The organism is Acinetobacter rongchengensis (genome assembly GCF_003611475.1).
Classification (GTDB): Bacteria; Pseudomonadota; Gammaproteobacteria; order Pseudomonadales; family Moraxellaceae; genus Acinetobacter; species Acinetobacter rongchengensis.
In genome coordinates this window covers 73,077-93,127 of sequence record NZ_RAXT01000006.1, presented here as the reverse complement: position 1 = coordinate 93,127, position 20,051 = coordinate 73,077, and the positions used below count along the sequence as shown (strand labels likewise).

Below are 20,051 nucleotides of genomic sequence, written 5' to 3'. Positions count from 1 at the left end.
CACTAATATCAAAAAACCAGTGTTCAATGCACTGGTTTTTTGATTTAAAATGCTCTATTTATTAAGAATACAGAGTTCTACTCTTAGCCACATGACAATACTCAATACACCACAAATATCTAAAATAAAAAAAGTGTTTTCAAGCGCCGATGCTTTACTCATCACAGCAGGTGCAGGTATGGGGATTGATTCTGGATTGCCCGATTTTCGTGGTAATCAAGGCATGTGGCAGGCCTATCCTGAACTTGGCAAACAACGTATCGATTTTACGTCAATCGCAAATCCGGCAGCATTTTGGAATACACCAAAGCTTGCTTGGGGGTTCTATGGCCATCGTCTACAGCTATATCGGAAAACTACACCACATCTAGGCTTTCAATTATTGAAAAAGTTAAGTGGAAGCTTACAACTTCCCTATTTTATTTTCACTTCAAATGTCGATGGTCAATTTCAAAAAGCAGGATTTGATGAAAATTTGATTTATGAATGCCACGGCTCAATTCATTATTTACAATGCTTAGAAAGTTGTGAAAGTAAAATTTGGACAGCCTATCAAATTCAGCCACAAATTGACCAGCTCCGCTGTGAATGGCGTGGTGAATTACCACAATGCCCTTATTGCTCAGGCCTAGCTAGACCCAATATTCTCATGTTTGATGACTACGATTGGCTCAGTCACAGAAACCATCAACAAAGACAGAACTTAGAACGCTGGTTAAAGCAATATCGCCGACCAATAGTCATTGAAATAGGTGCTGGAACTGCAATTCCAACCGTTCGAAATTTTGGAGAAAGATTTGCACCATCATTCATTCGAATTAATCCTAGAGAATATGATTTAGCGACCAATCAAGCAATCTCCATCCCACACAATGCTTTGCCTGCTATTCAAGCCATTTTAGATGTACTAAAAATTTAAAAAAAGATTTATTTATACAAGTCGAGTTTAGGAAGATTTACAACGCTTACACAATTTTTAAATCATCGTTCCAAATATACAACAATACGTTGCTGGTTTAATGTTTAAAGCGATATAGCGAAGGATTAATATACTCTCAAGTTAAAAAGAAAAATTTGGAGATTTGAAATGAATACATTCTTACATCGTAGTGAAGATCGTGGACATGTACAAGCAGGCTGGCTAGACACCAAACACAGTTTCTCTTTTGGTAGCTGGTATGATCCAAAATATATGGGTGTTGGTTCGTTACGTGTCATCAATGACGACACCATCGCTGGACATAATGGTTTTGGTACTCACCCACACGACAACATGGAAATCTTAACATGTGTACTGGATGGTACGATTTCTCATAAAGACAGCATGGGGAATGAAGGTCATATCAATGCAGGTGAATGGCAATTGATGAGCGCTGGTACAGGTGTACGACACAGTGAAATGAACCAAGGGGATAAAGCGGTTCATCTTTTACAAATTTGGGTGATTCCAAACGTTAAAGATGCTGAACCTAACTATCAACAAATTGAACGTGATCCTAAAAAAGCACCAAATGAATGGCTTTTGATTGCTGGCCCAAACGACAATGCGCCGATGCATATTCGTCAAAATGCAGAAATCAAAGCAGCTTATTTAGAAAAAGGTCATACCCTTGAAGTTAAAGCGACTCAAATGTTTAACTATGTTCATGTGATTGAAGGTGAAATTGATATTGCGGGCCAAACTGTTAAAGCAGGTGATGCTTATCTATTTGATGAAGATGCAACCCTTTCAGCCAATGAAAATAGTCAATTTATTTGGTTTGATTTAACCAACTAATTTACCTTAACCTGAGTTCTGGATAAGATATGTTTCCAACTGTATGATACGCGGAAACGTCAGTCGCATTGTTCGAGGCATGAGGAATATATTCCGCAAGAGCTGTAATGTACTGTTTTTGCGATATATTAGGTACTTGATAGTATCTGTCGAGTTGGTGACTCTTGCGCTGCTTTAATCACAGCTCAGGTTTTGCCCTTGCGTGGCAGTGCCACTCATCCCGAAAGCCTTGCGAGATAGTTCCTCTCAGGTCGAACCTGAACAAGATTGAAATATATTTCAATCGAAGTGCAAGACCTTGTGGCATATATGCTTCAAGTTCATCGTTACATCAAAGTTTATCCCAAACTGACGTTACCTTAAACACGAAAATCCTCTGTATTAGCAATACAGAGGGTTTTTTATCGAGAATCAAAACTACCTTAACGACAATAATCTTTTTGCTGATTTTGAATTAGTGATAACGCTGCATTCCAAGCAGTTTGAATAATCGGTTCAGCTGCATCACTTTCAAATTGCTTCACTGTATATTCACAAATTTCTTGACTTGGGTAATGTAAATTCGAGCTACTCATCGCTTTAATTTGTACTTGGCAAGCACGCTCTAAAAAGTAAATTTCATGGAACGCACGTGCAATCGAGTTTCCAGTTGCTAATAAGCCATGATTTCGTAAAATCATGCAACGAAAATCACCTAAATCATTGACCAAACGCGCTCGTTCTTCCGTGGAAAACGCAATACCTTCATATTCGTGATAAGCAATATTGTTATAAAACTTAAGTGCATGTTGTGATAAGGGTAATAACCCTTTTTCCTGCGCAGAAACTGCAATACCATCAGCAGTGTGAGTATGAATCACGCAATGAATATCTTCTTTAGCATGGTGCAAAGCTGAATGAATCACAAAACCTGCCACATTCACCATTTTCCCTTGGTCATAATCTGCAACGATATTGCCTTCATGATCAATTTTGACTAAATCCGAAGCAGTCATTTGATCAAAAGTTACCCCATATCGGTTAATCAGAAAATGATTCGGCTCATCGGGAACACGTAAACTAATATGGGTATCAATCAAATCAGTCATCCGATAATAAGCAATTAAGCGGTACAATGCCGCCAATTGACAACGTGCTTCCCATTCTGACTTATGAATATGCTTAGGCCGTTTCATCCTTAAAATCCTTTTATTGTTCAGTGGTTAAACCACACTTAGTTTTAACAAACTCTCTCGTTTTCACAATGACTTTTTATTTTAAATGATATGCAAATAACATTTTAAAAGGATTGGTTTAAATAAACGCTATGGATACATGCATGACACTTCAAACAAAAGTCTTAATTTAATCAACCTCGCTCACTACCTTATTATTACGACAATCCCAATGCCAAAAAGTCTGAATGACGCCGAGACCTGATAAGTTTGCTCTAATCATGCTTAAACCGCTTGATTAAAAGAACTATTCAAATGCATCTTAAAATCATAACCATAGCAAAGCTATGTTGATTTATCGCATGCGTTTTAAGTTGTAGGTCACAACCCCCCAAATTTCAACTTCTTGCCCCTCTTCAATATAAATATTTTGATATTCAGGGTTTTCCGCTTTTAACCAAATTTTAGGTGGATTAAATTGCTTATCAATCATTAAACGTTTAACAGTAAAATCATTATCAATACGTGCAATCACAATATCTCCTGATTTAGCCGTGATACTACGATCCACGATCAATGGATCATCAATATCAATACCCACATCAAGCATAGATAATGAGTTTGCTTTCACAATAAAGGTAGAGCTTTCATTACGAATCAGAAATTCATTCATATCCAAAGATTGATCAATCGTATCTTGTACCGAAAAAGGCACACCAGCAGCAACACGTTCTGTTGCCATTGGAATTTGATAAATTTTATCGTTATTTGGACGAATTGTTTGAATTTTAATATTCGATGTTAAATCACTTAATGCACCATTTTTGAAATTTTTCAGTAACCAATTTTTAATAAAATCAGCTTGTGATTCAGGTACACGAATCACTTTGGTCGGTTCATTAAATTGTGCTTTACGTCCTGCATTTGCTCTCGCACCACCATGTTCAAATTCTGTTTTTTTTGTCATGCTGTATCCTATATGCTGCATAAAAGCCATTAAAATCAATATATCTCGAAAAAGTTACAAATTCAAGTTGACGGCGTGTTTTTTTTGAATAACAATACCGTTATCGATCAGTTTTTGATACATCTATTTGATCAAGGATGACAAGGATAATCAATATACTTATCATAAATCAATAATTTAGAATGAATATAAGATTCTTTATTTCACTAATCTATTGATCTGATTGAATAAGTTTACTGGTCTAAATTAGCTTACTTAATTGATTGATTTTCTATGTGGAGACATAAAAATGGCTACTCAACGTGATGCAATTCTTGGTTATGCAGATGAACAACATGCTTACTATATTCGTCTGATTGAAGACAATACAGTACTCGGCAGCCAATACGGTCTATTCTGTGAAAACACCAATAGTGATATAGCAGAAAGCATTATGACAACGTTATTTTTAAAGAAATCTTTTTGGCTGAATGGTTCAGAATTTAGTGATATTGTAAAAGGTTTAGAGCCGTTAACACTTTAACGCTTAAACAAAAGATTGTAGTAAATACCCAAAAATATACCTGAATATTGTGTTTAATAAAGACAAACCTAGTTTGAACATTCATACACAAAAAATGAAGATGCACACTATTCAGGTCATTTAAAATTTTTGATAAATCAATTCATAGATTCTAAGTTTGAGTTAAGTATATACGTATAGATGTCTAGTTAATTCAGTGAATCAATAGCTAAGGCAATGATGTAATGACCATATCAATGGATAAATGTAGAAAGTACTTAACCAATATATTCAGCATTTAATATGTATAAAACAAATGCTCATCGACGAATTAAAAATGTATCGTATTAAAATGACTCACTAAAGCCACTCCTCCTAATAACAATAGAAATAATAGTGAAGAAATAGCTTTCCAAAACATCACAGGATCTCTATCTACCCATGATTTCCGCTTTAATGTTAAGAATTTTGGATTTGGGTAAATCAAATCATAAACAAACTCTGCAACATCGTCATAGCGATGATCTGCCCTGATTTGAACTGCTCTTTCTAAAGCCTTATCCACCCATAGAGGTACATCTTCACGATAATAAGATAGGGAACGATACTGTAACTTTCTAAAATCTTTTTTTGATTTGCACTTTGCGATATTGGTTTGATAAGGCAAATCAGCACTTAACAAATAATAAGCGAGAACTCCGAGCGAATATTGATCTGAGGACGCGGTAACGGATTCAGATAAAAAGTATTCAGGTGCCATATAAGCCATCGTGCCCAATGCAACTTCTTCGACATCTTTCGTCATTTCACGAATTCCTGCCACACGACACGCTCCAAAATCAATGATTTTTACCGTACCCAAATGATCAATCATAATATTTTCAGGTCTAATATCTTGGTGAATCATTTCTAAACGATGTATCGCCTGTAAACCTTTAGCAATCTGCTCAATAATCTGCCGAACTTTATCTAATGGAACTAGCTGTTGTTGATCTGTAATCCATTGTTTAAGCGTAACACCTTCAATATATTCCATCGTATGATAAATATAATTCCGAGGTCTAAGTTGTACATAAGCAGCTAAAACATGAGGATGATGAATTCGATTTGCGATCCATTCTTCGAATAAAAATTGCTCAGTTAAATACGGATCTTGTTGTACATCTGTAGCAGGAACTTTAATCACCAAAAGCTGTTGTTGATCAATTTCATGAGCCAAATATAAAACACTACGATTGCTGTTATGTATTTCACGAACAATCTGATACCCATCAAATTGTGTTGGGACATTCAGAGAAGGTACAAATGCTAATTGAGTATAATCAGGTACAATTTCATGTGCCCCAACTTGAGGAAGCTCCTGAACTTTTACAATCTGAATCGTCAAATTGTCTATACTGCCTTGTTGGTAAGCATACTCTACAATTTGTTGGGCAATCAGATCTAAACTGGTATGAGTTTGAGTTAGAAATTGGGTTAACTTTTCAGATGAACAATACTCATACACGCCATCTGTCATCAAAATAAAAATATCATTTTCATATAAAACATAACTTTGATAATCAATATCAACTTTCGGATTTACACCTAGCGCGCGGCTCAAATAACTTTCCTGTGATGACAACCAAACCCGATGATCTGTGCTAAGTTGTTCCAGTTGCCCTGACTGTAGTCGATAAATTCGACTATCACCAATATGAAAAAGATGCACAATGTGCCCTTTCATCACCAATGCGCTAAGCGTGCAAACATAGCCGCGATCTTTATCAAAACGATATTGGCTTTGCTGGGTTTGTGCATACAACCAACTATTTACCGCAGTTAAAACACGTTGCACCGATGTTTTTACGGTCCATGTTTCAGGAGTAGAGAAGTAGTCTGCTAGCAAGCCCGTAACTGCCATTTGGCTAGCAATATGACTGACATTACTGCTGCTAATTCCATCCGATAATGCACAAGCAATGCCCTTATGTTGCAATACATAATTTTGCGGTATTGAAGCAGCGTAAAAATCTTGATTGATCACTTTACGCCCTTGATGAGAATATTGACCAAGTTCGACTTTTAATTGTTGAGTCATATTTTTCATCTCAATATCACGGAGAGTCTACATGAGGCTCCCCCGATTAAAATGATCTTATTTAAAAGTTCGTTTTGGTGCAGTTTTCACATGTGTTGTATATAAAGCTAAGCCTGTTAATGCCACCCCCCCCACCAAATTACCTAACGCAACAGGAATCTCATTCCACAATAAATAATCCATCACTGAGAAATTACCGCCCATCATCATCGCGAAAGGAAATAAAAACATATTAACGACTGAATGTTCAAAACCCATGGCAAAAAACAGCATCACTGGCATCCACATTGCAATAAATTTACCGCTTACGGAAGTTGAAATCATTGCACCAATTACGCCAAGAGAAACCATCCAATTACACAACATTCCTCGAATGAAAATAGTTAACCATCCCCCTAAACCATATTCCTTATATCCAAGCGTTCTACTTTCACCAATATGTGCAATTTTGTTGCCAATTTCATTGGGCTCAGTTGCAAAACCATAGGTATATACAACTGCCATAAGAACAGCAACGGTCAATGCACCTGCAAAATTACCTAAAAACACCCATCCCCAATGTTTTAAAATTCTAGGAATCGTTACACCTGCACGCTTATCAATCCATGCCAATGGTGTTAAAACAAATACACCTGTTAATAGGTCATATCCCAATAAATACAGCATACAAAAACCAACAGGAAATAATAATGCACCAATTAAAGGCACACCTGTTTGAATTCCTATTGTTATTGCAAATACTGCTGAAATAGCGAGGATCGCCCCTGCCATGAAGGCACGAATAATGACATCTCGTGTTGCCATATGTAATTTTGATTCGCCTGCATCTACAACTTTGACTGCAAATTCCGATGGTGCAAGATATGACATAAGCGCTGTTCCTTTATAAATCAATAGGCAACTCTTTTAAATTGGTAATAAAAAAGCCTAAAGCATGAAACATGCTTTAGGCTCCTTTGCCTATCAAACATCAGTGATATATTAAAATTGAAAAATAGGCTTCTTTGCCTGCTGAATAAAAAGCAAATGGCATGCCAAAGTTTATACATACCGACTCAAAACCATACAAATCACAAAAATTCTTTAGGAATATTCCTTAAAAAATTAGCATATTTAGAATTAGATAAAAATTTATCTGAGCTTATCCAGCTTGTCCTAAACTTCCTGATAGAATCTAAGTTTATATCTTCATATCCAAATTCGACATTGCAACAAATACAAATATCAAATGAGGAAGTTTTACCATCCTCCCCCCATGGAAAATAATCCTCTTCAAAATATCCACAAATACGACAAATATTTAATTCTATATTCACGACACCTCAGCAGGGAACGTAATTACTTTTTCCAACTTCATTTGATTCATCACGACCATTAACAAACGATCTATACCCAAAGCAATTCCTGCACAATCAGACATATTCGGCAAAGCAGCCAACAAATACTCATCAATCGGCATCACATGCAAACCAAGTTTTTTACGCACTGCATTATCCGCTTCAAAACGACCACGCAAAACATCTGCATCTATCAATTCATCATAGGCATTGGCGAGTTCTAAACCTTCAATATAAAGCTCGAAACGTGCTGCAACTAACTCACCATCCTCATCATGTCTAGTCATGGCTAAAGACGCCAATTCAGGTGGAAAATCTGTTAAAAATACTGGTGTATCAAAACCTAAGCTTGGTTCTACCATGTGTGAAAATAGCAAATCGATATAGGCTAAACGATCATCGCCCAAATCGAGATTTAAACCGACACGATGTGCGGCATCTTTTAATTCTTTCAAGCTCGCTTGGAGTGGATTTAAATCCAAACGATCCATAAAAGCATGTTTATAACTCAACACCGTCGGACGAACTTCACCAAAGCGCTGTTCAAGTACAACATTTAATAAATCAGTCACTTCGAGCATTAAATCTTTCAAACTGAATTGCGGACGATACCATTCCAACATGGTGAATTCACTATTGTGTTTACGACCATGCTCATCATCACGAAACACTTTACAAATTTGATAAATTGCACCGCTACCACTTGCCAATAATCGTTTCATGGCAAATTCAGGTGAGGTTTGTAAATAATGGATTTGCTTCTTCCCTTGAACATGGCGCTGTGCTTGTACAGAAGCTAAATGTACATCGGTCACACCTGCCTGCGAAAGTACAGGTGTTTCAACTTCGAGCACTTCTCTCTCAGCAAAGAATTGGCGAATTTGTGCATACATTTTTGCTCGTGATTTGAGTGCGTCTAAATCACAAGTCGGTTGATATTGAATGCTACTTTGGATAGGCTGACTCATGCTTTTGGCCCTCCATGTGCAGCCCATTCACGGCGTAAAGGATAAGTTTTGCGTAGATGATCAAATGCCTTCTGATCCACCTTACCATTCTTCAAACATGCTCTTAAATTATCGTCATCCCGTTGAATATTATAGATTTCAGATAAGTATTTTTTCAGTGTTTGCTTAATATTATTGCCATAAAAATACTGCTCACCAGTAGGCAATTGTGATTCAAATTTTTTATTCGCAGAATAGCCAAATGTTTTACAAAATGCCTCATAAATCATTTGAGTACCGCGTGCCTTACCTTCTAAGCTATATCCAGCGATATGTGGCGTAACGATGGTGATTAAATCGAGTAATTCTTGTGAAATCTCAGGTTCATGTTCAAATACATCTAAAACCACTTTACGCTGTGTCTTTTGAATGTCTGCAATTAATGCGGCTTCCTCAACAACAGGTCCACGTGCAGAATTAATTAAAATCGCTTCAGGCTTCATCAGCGCTAACGCATTGCCATCAATTAAGTGATAAGTCGCATGTTCGCCTGTTTTGGTTAATGGTACATGTGTTGTAATTGCATCTGCATTTTTTAATAATGTTTCAAGTTCAACCTGTTGAATATCTCGATGTTGCACAAATGGATCAAAACCAATCACATTCCAACCCAAGAGCTTTGCCATATAAGCCAAACGTGAACCGACATTCCCCAAACCAATAATGCCTAAGGTAAAGCCTTTATTTTGATCAATAAAATCAGGATTCAAATGTAATAATGCGGTGATCACATATTCAGCAACAGCTTGCGCATTACAACCCGCTGCATTTGACCATACAATTTGATGTTTTTCTAAAGCTGTAATGTCTAAATGATCTGTGCCAATCGTTGCACTACCAACGAATTTAAGCGCCGTATTTGCAACCAGTGATTCATTCACATTGGTTACAGACCGAACCAATAGAGTTTGAACATCTTTTACATCATCATGCGTTAAAGTACGCCCTGCTGCCTGATGAATTTCTCCGAATTCTGAAAAGAAATATTCAGTAAATGCTAGATTTTCATCCGCAACAATTTTCATAACTTTATCCAACCTGTTTATACCACTATGATAACGCTTTGTAGATATTAAAACTATGCGGTTCTTGTCCCCCATAATTTAAAAATTCATCAATTAAAGTTCAAATCAAATGAATAAAACTATAAACAAACTCAAAATATTTCTGTCTAAAACAAATAAAATATAGTTAAAACTGAACTTGTTTGTGCATAGTCGTTCTAACATCATTTTGCTATCGCGTTAGGCGGCATGGATGCCACCGTTGGGCAAGGGTGATAGGGATATCCCCTTTGCCCAACAAGGATTTTGGTTACTTTGATCCTTCAAAGTAGCAAATTCTGATACAACTGGATTTCAATTTTGCGTAATAAATATTAGGCAATAACTAGTTCATAAATATAAATGATTTTTTAAACCCTATTTACAACCAAAATTGTTAAAAAACCCGTAAGATCACTTACGGGTTATCATTATAAAAAAATAAAATTATTAGAAATAAATCATTTTAAAACAAACGATTCATACCATTTAAAGTTGCAACACGATACGCTTCTGCCATCGTTGGATAATTGAATGTGGTTTCAACAAAATACTTAATCGTATTGTTTCCACTTTGCATTACAGCCTGACCAATATGAATAATTTCGGCAGCATTATTTCCAAAACAATGCACACCAAGCAATTCTAAAGTATCTCGATGGAACAAGATTTTTAGTTCACCCACCGTATCACCTGTAATTTGCGCACGCGCCAAATGACGGAAAGACGCTTGACCAACTTCATACGGAATTTTTTCAGCGGTTAACTGACTTTCAGTTTTTCCGAAGAATGAAATTTCAGGAATGGTATAAATCCCTGTAGGAATATCCTTAACTGGCTTAATATTTTCTTCACCACTCATATTCGAACCTGCACAACGACCTTGGTCATATGCAGCAGAAGCAAGCGAAGGCCAACCGATCACATCACCAGCAGCATAGATATTTTCAACTTCAGTTTGATACTGATCATTGACTGCCAATTGACCACGGCTATTTGGTGTAATCCCAACATTTTCAAGACCTAAGCCATCTGTATTTCCAGAACGGCCATTACACCACAAAATAGCATCCGCTTTAATTTTCTTACCACTAAGCAAATGCATCACCACATGATCATCAAATGTTTCGAGGTGATCGATTTGCTCATTATTACGAATAAGTACACCTTGTTCACGCAAGTGATAAGACAACGCATCCGCAATTTCATCATCTAAATAGCTCAACAATTGGTGCTGAGTATTAATCAAATCAACTTTATGATCCAATCCAATGAAAATCGAAGCATATTCGCAACCAATTACCCCTGCCCCATAAATAATGATTTTATGAATTGGGTAATCTAAATCTAAAATCTTGTCTGAATCAAAGACACGTGGGTGATTAAAGTCTAAACCTTGTGGATGATATGGACGGCTACCAGTTGCCACCACCAGTTGCTTAAAACCTAAGGTTTCTTTTACACCATCTTCACTGAAAATAATCACAGTGTTTTTATCTTGAATATATGCACGACCATGAAATACATCAATATTATTACGATCGTAAAAACGTGAATGCGTATCAACTTGTTGTTGGATGACTTTATGCGCATTTCGTAGCACTTGCTTCATGGTGAATTGTTTCCAATCCCCCACTTTTTTAAACATTGGATCACGTTGATAACGGATAATACTTGAAACTGTTTGACGTAAAGCTTTACTTGGAATTGTTCCTACATGGGTACAGTTACCACCAAGTTGCTCACGAATATCAACAATTGCAACACGCTTACCCGTTTTAGCAAGCTTCATTGCCGCGCCTTCACCAGCAGGACCAGAGCCAAGTACGACCGCATCGTATTTCACATAATTCCCACTAACGACTTCTTTCTTACGTGGCATTCAAAGCTCCTTATACTAAATTCAGTCTATATCTCGTGTCATATTATGAACTAAAGTAAAAAAATTTTCTGTATTTCACATGCATATATTCTGTGATAACCACATTTAGTATATGAATAGTCTTTTTGCCCTATCGTTTGGCATTTACGCTATAATAAATCTCCTCTCCCCCGTAGAAAACAGTGGAAAAGTTGAATATGTCAGAGAACCGTAAACCAGAACAGGGCGTCAAATTACGCGGTGCAGAAAAAGTGGCTCGCATACCTGTAAAAGTTATTCCAACGGTTGAAACGCCTCGAAAGCCTGATTGGATTCGGGTCAAAATGGCTGCGCCTGATGAAGTTCAACGCATTAAAACCACTTTACGTGCACAAAAACTACATACCGTATGTGAAGAAGCTGCTTGTCCAAATTTACCTGAATGTTTTGGTGGTGGTACTGCAACCTTTATGATTATGGGTGATATTTGTACACGTCGCTGTCCATTTTGTGATGTCGCACATGGTCGCCCAAATGCGCTCGATGCGGATGAACCACGCCATATGGCAGAAACCATTGCTAACCTTGGTTTAAAATATGCGGTGATCACTTCTGTTGACCGTGATGATTTATTAGATGGTGGCGCACAACATTTTGTAGATTGTATTAAAGAAGCACGTGCATTAAGTCCGAAAACATTACTTGAAATCTTAGTTCCAGATTTCCGTGGTCGTATGGATGTTGCATTACGCATCATGACGGAATGCCCACCTGATGTGTTTAACCACAACATTGAAACTGTACCTCGTCTTTATAAAGCAATGCGTCCGGGTTCAGACTACCAACACTCTTTGACTTTATTGAAAATGTTTAAAGAATATTGTCCTGATGTGCCAACAAAATGTGGTTTGATGGTCGGTATTGGTGAAACAGAAGAAGAAGTGATTGCGCTGTTGGATGATTTACATGCGCATGGCGTAGACTATGTGACGATTGGTCAATATTTACAGCCTTCTAAAGAGCATGCACCGATTGATCGTTTTGTAACACCAGAAGAGTTTGAACGTTATACGGCACATGGTCACAAGCTTGGATTTAAAAATATTTGGGCTGCGCCGATGGTACGTTCAAGTTATTTTGCAGATCGTCAATATTATGGTGAACCTGTTCCACAAGTTCGTCGTAAAGCAGATCCTGCGAAGAAAATTGCCGTTCAAACCATTGAAGCATAGTTTGTCACGAATAAAAGTATTTTATTTTTAGATTAAAAAGCCCTCAGATATTGAGTAATGCCGGTTAGTTAAGAGTAATTTAGTCGTTACTCATCTAAGAATCTCCACTAACCCTGAGCCATGTATGGCGCAAGAAAAAGAGGAGAACTACTGAGAATTTAAAATAATTTTAGATTCTTGGTACTCCCTCCTTTATCAAAGGAGGGTTGGGGAGGATTTAAAAATGCTTAACTGATCAGCATTACTCAGATATTGAGGGTTTTTTATGTCTAAAATTTAAGCATTATTCTATGCATAAAAAACCGATGTCTAAACATCGGTTATTCAAAATCAAATGAATGCTAATCTAAAATGTGAATCGATTAAGCCTTTAACCATTTCTCAGCTTGGGCTTGATCTACAACATTTAACTCAACCGTTGTTAAATTAATTTCTCCACCCTGTAACTCAAATTGCATAAATTCATCACGGCGGAACGCATAAACAGTAAATGCAGCTTTGTATTTAGCGTATTTTTCAAGTAACTTTTCTGATGCTTTTAGACCATCAATCGCAACAATCACATCATTTGCAGATAAGCCTGCTTGAACGCCCACACCATCACGACGTGCTTGTTGAATCAGTAGACCTTCAGGTTTCTCAACAACTTTTAAACCAAATGGCAGAGTCTTGTCATTTTTTAAAGCATAGCTTAAACCAAACTCAGGGAATAATTGATCAAGCGGTAATTCATCGGTGGTATTGATCAAATGATTAATTTGCTCAGTCCAGTCATCACCTGTTAATTCTTTACATAAGTCAAAAATAGTCCGCTCATTCACCTGAATGCCTTTTTGGCTATTTTCATACAAACACCGCATCAAAGCATCCAAACTCGAACCACGTAAACGAAGCCCTAAATCTAGACACAATGCAACCAAACAGCCTTTGTTGTAATAACTGGTTCCTGCATTATTTGAGTTTTCATCCTGACGGTAGAATTTAATCCATGCATCAAAACTTGACTCAGAAACAGACTGAATAAAACGTCCTGGATTTTGTAAATAACGATCTATTTGCGACTTCAATAGTTTTAAATACGATTCTTGAGAAATCACACCACTGCGATACAAAATCAAATCATCGTAATACGATGTAAAACCTTCGAAAATCCATAATAAACTGGTATAGCCTTCTTGATCTAAATCATAGTTTGCAAAATTTTCAGGGCGAATAAATTTAACCAACCATGAATGGAAGTACTCATGACTACATAAGCCTAAGAATCGTTGATAATCTGCAGAAGGCTCAGTCGGTTCATCCACTTTTGGTAAGTCATCTCGTGGAGAAATCAAACTGGTGCTGTTTGGATGCTCTAGTCCTCCATAGCTATTGCCTGTTGCCATGGTCATAAAGGTATAGTCTGAAAATGGTGCTGAACCAAACATTGATATTTCAGTACTACAAATTTTTTCAATGTCTTGTTTCATACGTTCAGCGTTCATTGCATGCTGACCTGAAACCACAAACTCATGCGGAATACCATTGGCTTCAAAACTGAAACGGGTCTGATCTGCCAACTCAAAAGGGGCATCAATCAATTGAGCATAATTTTCTGCTTTTAGGGTATAGCGCCCTTTGACCAAGCTTTTTGATACTAAACCTGTCGCAATTTGGAAATGTTTGAGTTCATCTGGTAAAAATATTTCTAACTCAATTGGCGCTTGTTCTTGGTCTTGTAAACCTAAACACACACATGCAGGATTGACGTATAAACGTGTTTGATCGACATAAGCACCACGCACTGACAGATCATAAGCATAGACATCATATTCAACCGTAATCAGTTCATGGTCTGTGTTATATAAGCGCCATTTATTTTTTTCAAATTTGCTGATATTTAACTGACGCCCATCTTCATCATAAGCTTTGACTGCTTCGATATGTTTCGCAAATTCACGGATTAAATAACTCCCCGGAATCCATGTAGGCAAAGAAAGTACCTGTGTTGGATTTGCAAGAAAACGTAAAGTAACATGAACGAGATGTTGACGATATTCGTCAAATTCAATTTGATAATGCAACATAGTGATCTATTTAAAATACAAAACAAAGAAATTACCAATTAGAGTAGCATTTTTTTACAAAGTCATCCGCTGTTAGTCGCAATTGTCTACAATTTTAGCTAGCCTTGTTTTGAAAAAAGGCATAGGATTCGCACAGTTTGTGCGTTCTCGCCATAGGATTGGCTAAAGGTAAATCTGTTGAAAATTCTCGTTTCTTTTATTGCATTACTCAGCTTAATTTGTTCTACACTGGTCAATGCTGCTTTACTCAATATAAACCCTCAAACAGTTGAGGCTGAAGCTTGGACTATTTTAGATACGCAAACGGGTCAAACCCTTGCTGAATATAATAGTCATGTGCAACGCGCACCTGCATCGATGACAAAGATGATGGTTGCTTACATTGCACTAAAAGAGTTAAAAGCTGGTCACATTCGCAAAGAAGAAATGATTACCGCAACCCCAGTTGTACACATGGTGCAATGGGACGAATCACAAATGTATTTAAAAAAAGGCGAACAAATTTCAATAGATCAGCTACTTGCTGGTCTTATTGTGATGTCTGCAAATGATGCTGCGGTAACATTGGCAGAACGTATTTCAGGCAGTGTTCCTGCTTTTGTCGCACGAATGAATCAAGAAGCTCAAGCTTTGGGAATGAAAGACACTCATTTTGCCAATGCACCAGGTATTACCATGCCTGATCATTTTTCATCTGCGCACGATATGGCACTTTTAGGTCAAGCAGTGACTATGCAAACACCTGAATATTTACACTATTCAGTGATGCCAAATTTCAGTTATAAGCAACACTTTCACCATGCAACAAACTTGGTGTTAAAGTCTGACCCAAGTGTCGATGGTTTAAAAACAGGCTTTACCAAAGCCGCAGGTTATAACCTCGCATTAACAGCACACCGCCCTTCTAGTATTGCTGGATCACCTGATCGTCGTTTGATCGTTGTGGTAATGGGTGCTAAAAGTGCGATTAAACGTGCAGAAGTTGCCCATAAACTGCTTAATCTTGGCTACGCCTACACACGTGATGAAGTAGCGATTAAAGATAAACAATTGATTGCTGAATTGCCTGTAATCAAATCCACATTGAAAATGTTTAAAGTTGAAGCCAAAAAGCCACAACTGGTCACAACCTCTTTATATAACGACCCTAGCCCAATTGATTTAATGACTTTCGATGTCAATAACAGCAAGGTCATGAAAGTAGACTTAAACGGTATTTTGACTACTGTTGAGCCTTTACAAGAAACACAGACCCATTTAAATGTAGAATTAAACGAAACCTCTTTGACTGCACCACTTGAAAAAATCATGCATTTGGCAAAGGTCAATGTATACCAAAATAATGTATTAATTCAGAGTTTTGACATTGAAGACGAAGTTCATATTGAACAAGCATCTTGGTTTGAACGTTTATTGGAATGGATCAAGTCATGGTTCTAATTTAAAACCAAGTTTTTTAGTCAGTTTTATTGTATTTATGTAAATTGTAATACAAAAAAAACTCAATTATATAAAGAGGATGGCATATTTAAGCCATCCTTTTTTAATAATAAATCGAGTCTTTTGTATGTCGAATCTACATCATATTGTGATCGTTGGTGGTGGTGCTGGTGGTTTAGAGCTGGTTACTCAGCTTGGTGATACTCTCGGAAAAAGTAAAAAAGCCAAAATCACCCTCGTAGATCAAAAACTTACGCATATTTGGAAACCGCTTTTGCATGAAATCGCTGCTGGGACAATGAACCCAAGCGAAGAAGAAATGAATTACTATGCCCATGCGGCAAAACACCATTACGAATTTGTACTGGGTCGTTTTGAGCAACTAGACCGTGACCATAAAACCATTACACTCAGTAAAACTCAATCTTCCAAATATGAATCAAAACATGAACAAATCACATTAGGTTATGACACCTTGATTCTGGCCTTAGGTTCAGTATCCAATGATTTCAATACCCCTGGTGTTAAAGCATTTTGCCACTATTTAGATAGCCGCCATCAAGCTGAAGTTTTTCAACAAGACTTATTACATTTGTACTTAGATGCACAAAACAAAGACGTAGATCGTAATTTGCAAATTGCCATCATTGGTGCAGGTGCAACAGGTGTTGAACTTGCTGCAGAATTGGTACAAGCCAAGCAGAATTTTTATAAGTATGGTTTAAATAAAATTAATCCAAAAAATGTCAAAATTTCATTGATAGAAGGTGCAGATCGTATTTTGCCTGCTCTTTCTGAAAAAATTGCTGAACATGCAACGCAACAATTAGAACGTATGAAAATAGATGTACTCACTGCAAAACGTGTCGAGAAAGTAGATGCAGAAAAAGTCTATTTTACTGATGGCACCTCAATAGATGCACAATTGAAAGTTTGGGCAGCAGGCATCAAAACACCTGACGTGATTGCCCATCTGAAAGGCTTTGACAAAGACCGTATGGGACGTTTAGATGTCTATGCGACACTACAAACCAAATCCGATCCAAATGTGTTTGCATTTGGCGATTGCGCGCACTGTATTCTAGATGCACGAGAAGCGCCTTTAGGGCCACGTGCGCAAGTTGCAAGCCAGCAAGCAACCTTCTTGGCAGAAGCTATGCAAGCACGGATCAAAGGCCGACCACTCCCTATGTTCCAATTCTCTGATAAAGGTTCACTGGTTTCATTGAGTAAAAATAAAGCTGTAGGCGAACTACTGGGACAGGTCAATGTGCAAGGCTTTGTCGCAAAATCGATGTACGTGTCTTTATATCGTATGCATCAAGCCACGATTTATGGTTATGCGCATGCAGGCCTACTAACAGCTAAAGATTTTGTTACACGAAAAATCGCGCCAAAAATTAAATTGCATTGAAATTTGATTTTTTGCCCATATTAATGAAAAAATCGTCAAAAAAATGATGAAAATGCAATTTTTTAGTAATTTTAGTCTACAAAAATTGCTTTTCACTTTATGATGTACACTTAAAACTATCGATTATCGAATGGATCAATAACATGACTGCTATTGCAAATAACCACGTGGTTTCTTTCCACTACACGTTGACTAACGCTGAGGGTGAAACTCTCGATAAATCACAAGGTGAACCGCTTGCCTATTTGCATGGCGCAGGTAATATCATTCCTGGTTTAGAAAAAGCTTTAGAAGGTAAAACTGTTGGTGACAAATTCACAGTAAACGTTCCTGCTGCTGAAGGTTATGGCGAATACAATCCTGACCTAGTACAAGAAGTTCCTGCGCAAATGTTCCAAGGTGTTGAAAACATCGAAGCGGGTATGCAGTTCCAAGCTCAAACTGATGACGGTGTTCAAATCGTTACTGTAAAAGCAGTTGAAGGCGAAAACGTCATCGTTGATGCAAACTTCCCACTTGCTGGTCAAGACCTTACTTTTGAAGTAGAAATTGTTGAAATTCGTGATGCTTCTGCTGAAGAATTAGAGCATGGTCATGTTCACGGTGCAGGTGGTCATCACCACTAAGATCTGATGATCTGTGAGAAAAAGGCAAAGTATAAAACTTTGCCTTTTTTGTACCCATTAAAAATGTATGATCAATCAATGATTTTAATGTGAAAAACGAAATACTATGCAAAGACAACTGATTTGGTTTAGACAAGATTTACGTATCCATGATCATGCTGCACTATGGCATGCAGCACAGTCTGGGCAAGTGATTGCACTCATTATCCTTTCACCAGAACAATGGAAAATACATGATGATGCGCCGATCAAAATTGACTTCTATCTACGCCAAATTCAACAACTCAAACTCAGCTTAGAAGCATTCAATATTCCGCTGATCATTCGTATCACTCCTTTATGGAAAGAAATTACCAAAGAAATCAAGCAATTGTGTGATACGTTGGAAATTCAAAATGTACATGCCAATATTGAATGTGGTGTCAACGAACTCAATCGTGATTTTGACGTACAAAAAATCTTAAACCAATCTGCAAGTGATTTAGTGCTATACCATGACCGCACGATTTTCCCGATTGGCTCAATCCGCAATAAATCAAATCAACCATATCAAGTTTTTGGTGCATTTAAAAAATACTGTTATGAACAACTAAGCATTTCTATTCCACAATCCTACCCAGCACCCACACCGCAGCAAAAAATCGAAATTGCCATATCAGACCCGATTCCCTCACTACAACAATTAGGGTTCAAATTGGATGATATGAAACAACAATGGCCTGTAGGTGAGCAATATGCTTTAGATTTACTTGATGAATTTATTGAGCATAAAATTTTTGATTATCAAACTGAGCGAGATTACCCAAATCAGCAAGCGACAAGCCAGCTTTCAGCATATTTAAACATAGGTATACTTTCTATCCGTCAATGTTTAAATGCAATTTTTCGAGCACAGCAAGGACATTTTCACATTGACAATATAGGGCAGCAAACATGGCTAGATGAACTGTTATGGCGTGAGTTTTATCAACACATCTTGTTTGATTTTCCACGTGTTTCCAAACATTTACCATTTAAGGCTGCAACACAAAATATCCAATGGCGTCACGCGCCTGAAGACTTAAAAGCGTGGCAAATGGGTCAAACAGGTATCCCTATTGTCGATGCTGGAATGCGCCAATTATTGCACACTGGCTGGATGCATAATCGTGTCAGAATGATTGTTGCGATGTTCCTCACCAAGAACTTATTGATCGATTGGCGTTTAGGTGAACAATGGTTTATGCAACATTTAATTGATGGTGATTTAGCTGCCAATAATGGTGGTTGGCAATGGTGTGCTTCAACAGGAACCGATGCCGTCCCCTATTTCCGTATCTTCAATCCTGTGAGCCAATCACAAAAATTCGACCCTCAAGGCGATTATATTCGTCAATGGTTACCTGAACTTGCTGATTTAGATGCGACAACTATCCATGAACCTTATGCAAAAAACTCTAATCTTGATTTGAATTATCCAAAGCCGATTGTAGATTTAAAGCAAAGTCGTGTTCGAGCAATTGAAGCTTTTAAGCAAATTTAAATAACTTAAAAGCTTCTGTATTC

General features: G+C 37.3%; 17 protein-coding genes. 8 read left to right on the top strand and 9 right to left on the bottom strand.

The window, feature by feature from the left end; all coding sequences use genetic code 11:
• Positions 1 to 91 precede the first annotated feature (91 nt).
• Positions 92 to 919, top strand: a complete 828-nt coding sequence (locus tag D7V20_RS05455) for an SIR2 family NAD-dependent protein deacylase (protein ID WP_120383309.1) — start codon at positions 92 to 94, stop codon at positions 917 to 919.
• A gap of 168 nt (positions 920 to 1,087) precedes the next feature.
• The gene (locus tag D7V20_RS05450; RefSeq protein ID WP_120383308.1) at positions 1,088 to 1,777 is read left to right on the top strand and encodes a pirin family protein; all 690 of its coding nucleotides are present in this window, start codon (positions 1,088 to 1,090) and stop codon (positions 1,775 to 1,777) included.
• A 422-nt stretch (positions 1,778 to 2,199) separates the two neighbouring features.
• Here the strand turns inward: D7V20_RS05450 and D7V20_RS05445 are convergent, their stop codons facing one another.
• Both D7V20_RS05445 and D7V20_RS05440 read right to left on the bottom strand, forming a co-directional pair.
• Positions 2,200 to 2,952 (bottom strand): class II aldolase/adducin family protein, encoded by a 753-nt coding sequence (locus D7V20_RS05445; protein ID WP_120383307.1) that lies wholly within the window; start codon positions 2,950 to 2,952, stop codon positions 2,200 to 2,202.
• A 334-nt stretch (positions 2,953 to 3,286) separates the two neighbouring features.
• On the bottom strand, positions 3,287 to 3,898 hold the full coding sequence (locus tag D7V20_RS05440; protein WP_120383306.1) for a LexA family protein: 612 nt from the start codon (positions 3,896 to 3,898) through the stop codon (positions 3,287 to 3,289).
• A gap of 289 nt (positions 3,899 to 4,187) precedes the next feature.
• On the opposite strand from D7V20_RS05440, the gene D7V20_RS05435 reads away from it, so the two are divergent.
• The gene (locus D7V20_RS05435) at positions 4,188 to 4,421 is read left to right on the top strand and encodes a hypothetical protein (protein WP_120383305.1); all 234 of its coding nucleotides are present in this window, start codon (positions 4,188 to 4,190) and stop codon (positions 4,419 to 4,421) included.
• Positions 4,422 to 4,731: 310 nt separating this feature from the next.
• Here D7V20_RS05435 and D7V20_RS05430 read toward each other — a convergent pair whose 3' ends face one another.
• The 6 genes from D7V20_RS05430 to sthA all read right to left on the bottom strand — a co-directional run bounded on the left by D7V20_RS05430 (position 4,732) and on the right by sthA (position 11,749).
• Positions 4,732 to 6,480, bottom strand: coding sequence for a bifunctional protein-serine/threonine kinase/phosphatase (locus D7V20_RS05430; protein WP_120383304.1), 1,749 nt, complete (start codon positions 6,478 to 6,480; stop codon positions 4,732 to 4,734).
• A 57-nt stretch (positions 6,481 to 6,537) separates the two neighbouring features.
• Positions 6,538 to 7,350, bottom strand: a complete 813-nt coding sequence (locus D7V20_RS05425; RefSeq protein ID WP_120383303.1) for a formate/nitrite transporter family protein — start codon at positions 7,348 to 7,350, stop codon at positions 6,538 to 6,540.
• A 200-nt stretch (positions 7,351 to 7,550) separates the two neighbouring features.
• Positions 7,551 to 7,796 carry a hypothetical protein gene (locus D7V20_RS05420; RefSeq protein WP_120383302.1) on the bottom strand — a complete coding sequence of 82 codons (246 nt, stop codon included), beginning with the start codon at positions 7,794 to 7,796 and terminating at the stop codon, positions 7,551 to 7,553.
• A complete protein-coding gene (epmA, locus tag D7V20_RS05415; RefSeq protein ID WP_120383301.1) occupies positions 7,793 to 8,785 on the bottom strand; it encodes an EF-P lysine aminoacylase EpmA in 993 nt (330 codons plus the stop codon). The genes D7V20_RS05420 and epmA overlap by 4 nt, the downstream gene beginning before the upstream one ends.
• Entirely contained in the window at positions 8,782 to 9,849 is a 1,068-nt protein-coding gene (locus tag D7V20_RS05410; RefSeq protein ID WP_120383300.1) for a 4-phosphoerythronate dehydrogenase, read from the bottom strand. Before D7V20_RS05410 ends, epmA begins: the two co-directional genes overlap by 4 nt.
• 484 nt (positions 9,850 to 10,333) lie before the next feature.
• The gene (sthA, locus tag D7V20_RS05405; RefSeq protein ID WP_120383299.1) at positions 10,334 to 11,749 is read right to left on the bottom strand and encodes a Si-specific NAD(P)(+) transhydrogenase; all 1,416 of its coding nucleotides are present in this window, start codon (positions 11,747 to 11,749) and stop codon (positions 10,334 to 10,336) included.
• A 197-nt stretch (positions 11,750 to 11,946) separates the two neighbouring features.
• Here sthA and lipA point away from each other — a divergent pair, with 197 nt between their 5' ends.
• Positions 11,947 to 12,960: a lipoyl synthase gene (gene lipA, locus D7V20_RS05400; RefSeq protein WP_089604645.1), complete on the top strand. Its 1,014-nt coding sequence runs from the start codon at positions 11,947 to 11,949 to the stop codon at positions 12,958 to 12,960.
• 362 nt (positions 12,961 to 13,322) lie between these two features.
• Here lipA and D7V20_RS05395 read toward each other — a convergent pair whose 3' ends face one another.
• Complete coding sequence (locus tag D7V20_RS05395) at positions 13,323 to 15,026, bottom strand: M61 family metallopeptidase (protein ID WP_120383298.1); 1,704 nt, start codon at positions 15,024 to 15,026, stop codon at positions 13,323 to 13,325.
• Positions 15,027 to 15,203: 177 nt separating this feature from the next.
• Here D7V20_RS05395 and D7V20_RS05390 point away from each other — a divergent pair, with 177 nt between their 5' ends.
• From D7V20_RS05390 to phrB, 4 genes are all read left to right on the top strand, one after another.
• A complete protein-coding gene (locus tag D7V20_RS05390; protein ID WP_120383297.1) occupies positions 15,204 to 16,466 on the top strand; it encodes a D-alanyl-D-alanine carboxypeptidase PBP6B in 1,263 nt (420 codons plus the stop codon).
• A 127-nt stretch (positions 16,467 to 16,593) separates the two neighbouring features.
• Positions 16,594 to 17,880 carry an NAD(P)/FAD-dependent oxidoreductase gene (locus tag D7V20_RS05385; protein ID WP_120383296.1) on the top strand — a complete coding sequence of 429 codons (1,287 nt, stop codon included), beginning with the start codon at positions 16,594 to 16,596 and terminating at the stop codon, positions 17,878 to 17,880.
• 143 nt (positions 17,881 to 18,023) lie between these two features.
• Positions 18,024 to 18,506 carry an FKBP-type peptidyl-prolyl cis-trans isomerase gene (locus D7V20_RS05380; protein WP_120383295.1) on the top strand — a complete coding sequence of 161 codons (483 nt, stop codon included), beginning with the start codon at positions 18,024 to 18,026 and terminating at the stop codon, positions 18,504 to 18,506.
• Positions 18,507 to 18,612: 106 nt separating this feature from the next.
• Complete coding sequence (gene phrB / locus D7V20_RS05375; RefSeq protein ID WP_120383294.1) at positions 18,613 to 20,028, top strand: deoxyribodipyrimidine photo-lyase; 1,416 nt, start codon at positions 18,613 to 18,615, stop codon at positions 20,026 to 20,028.
• The last annotated feature ends 23 nt before the right edge of the window (positions 20,029 to 20,051 follow it).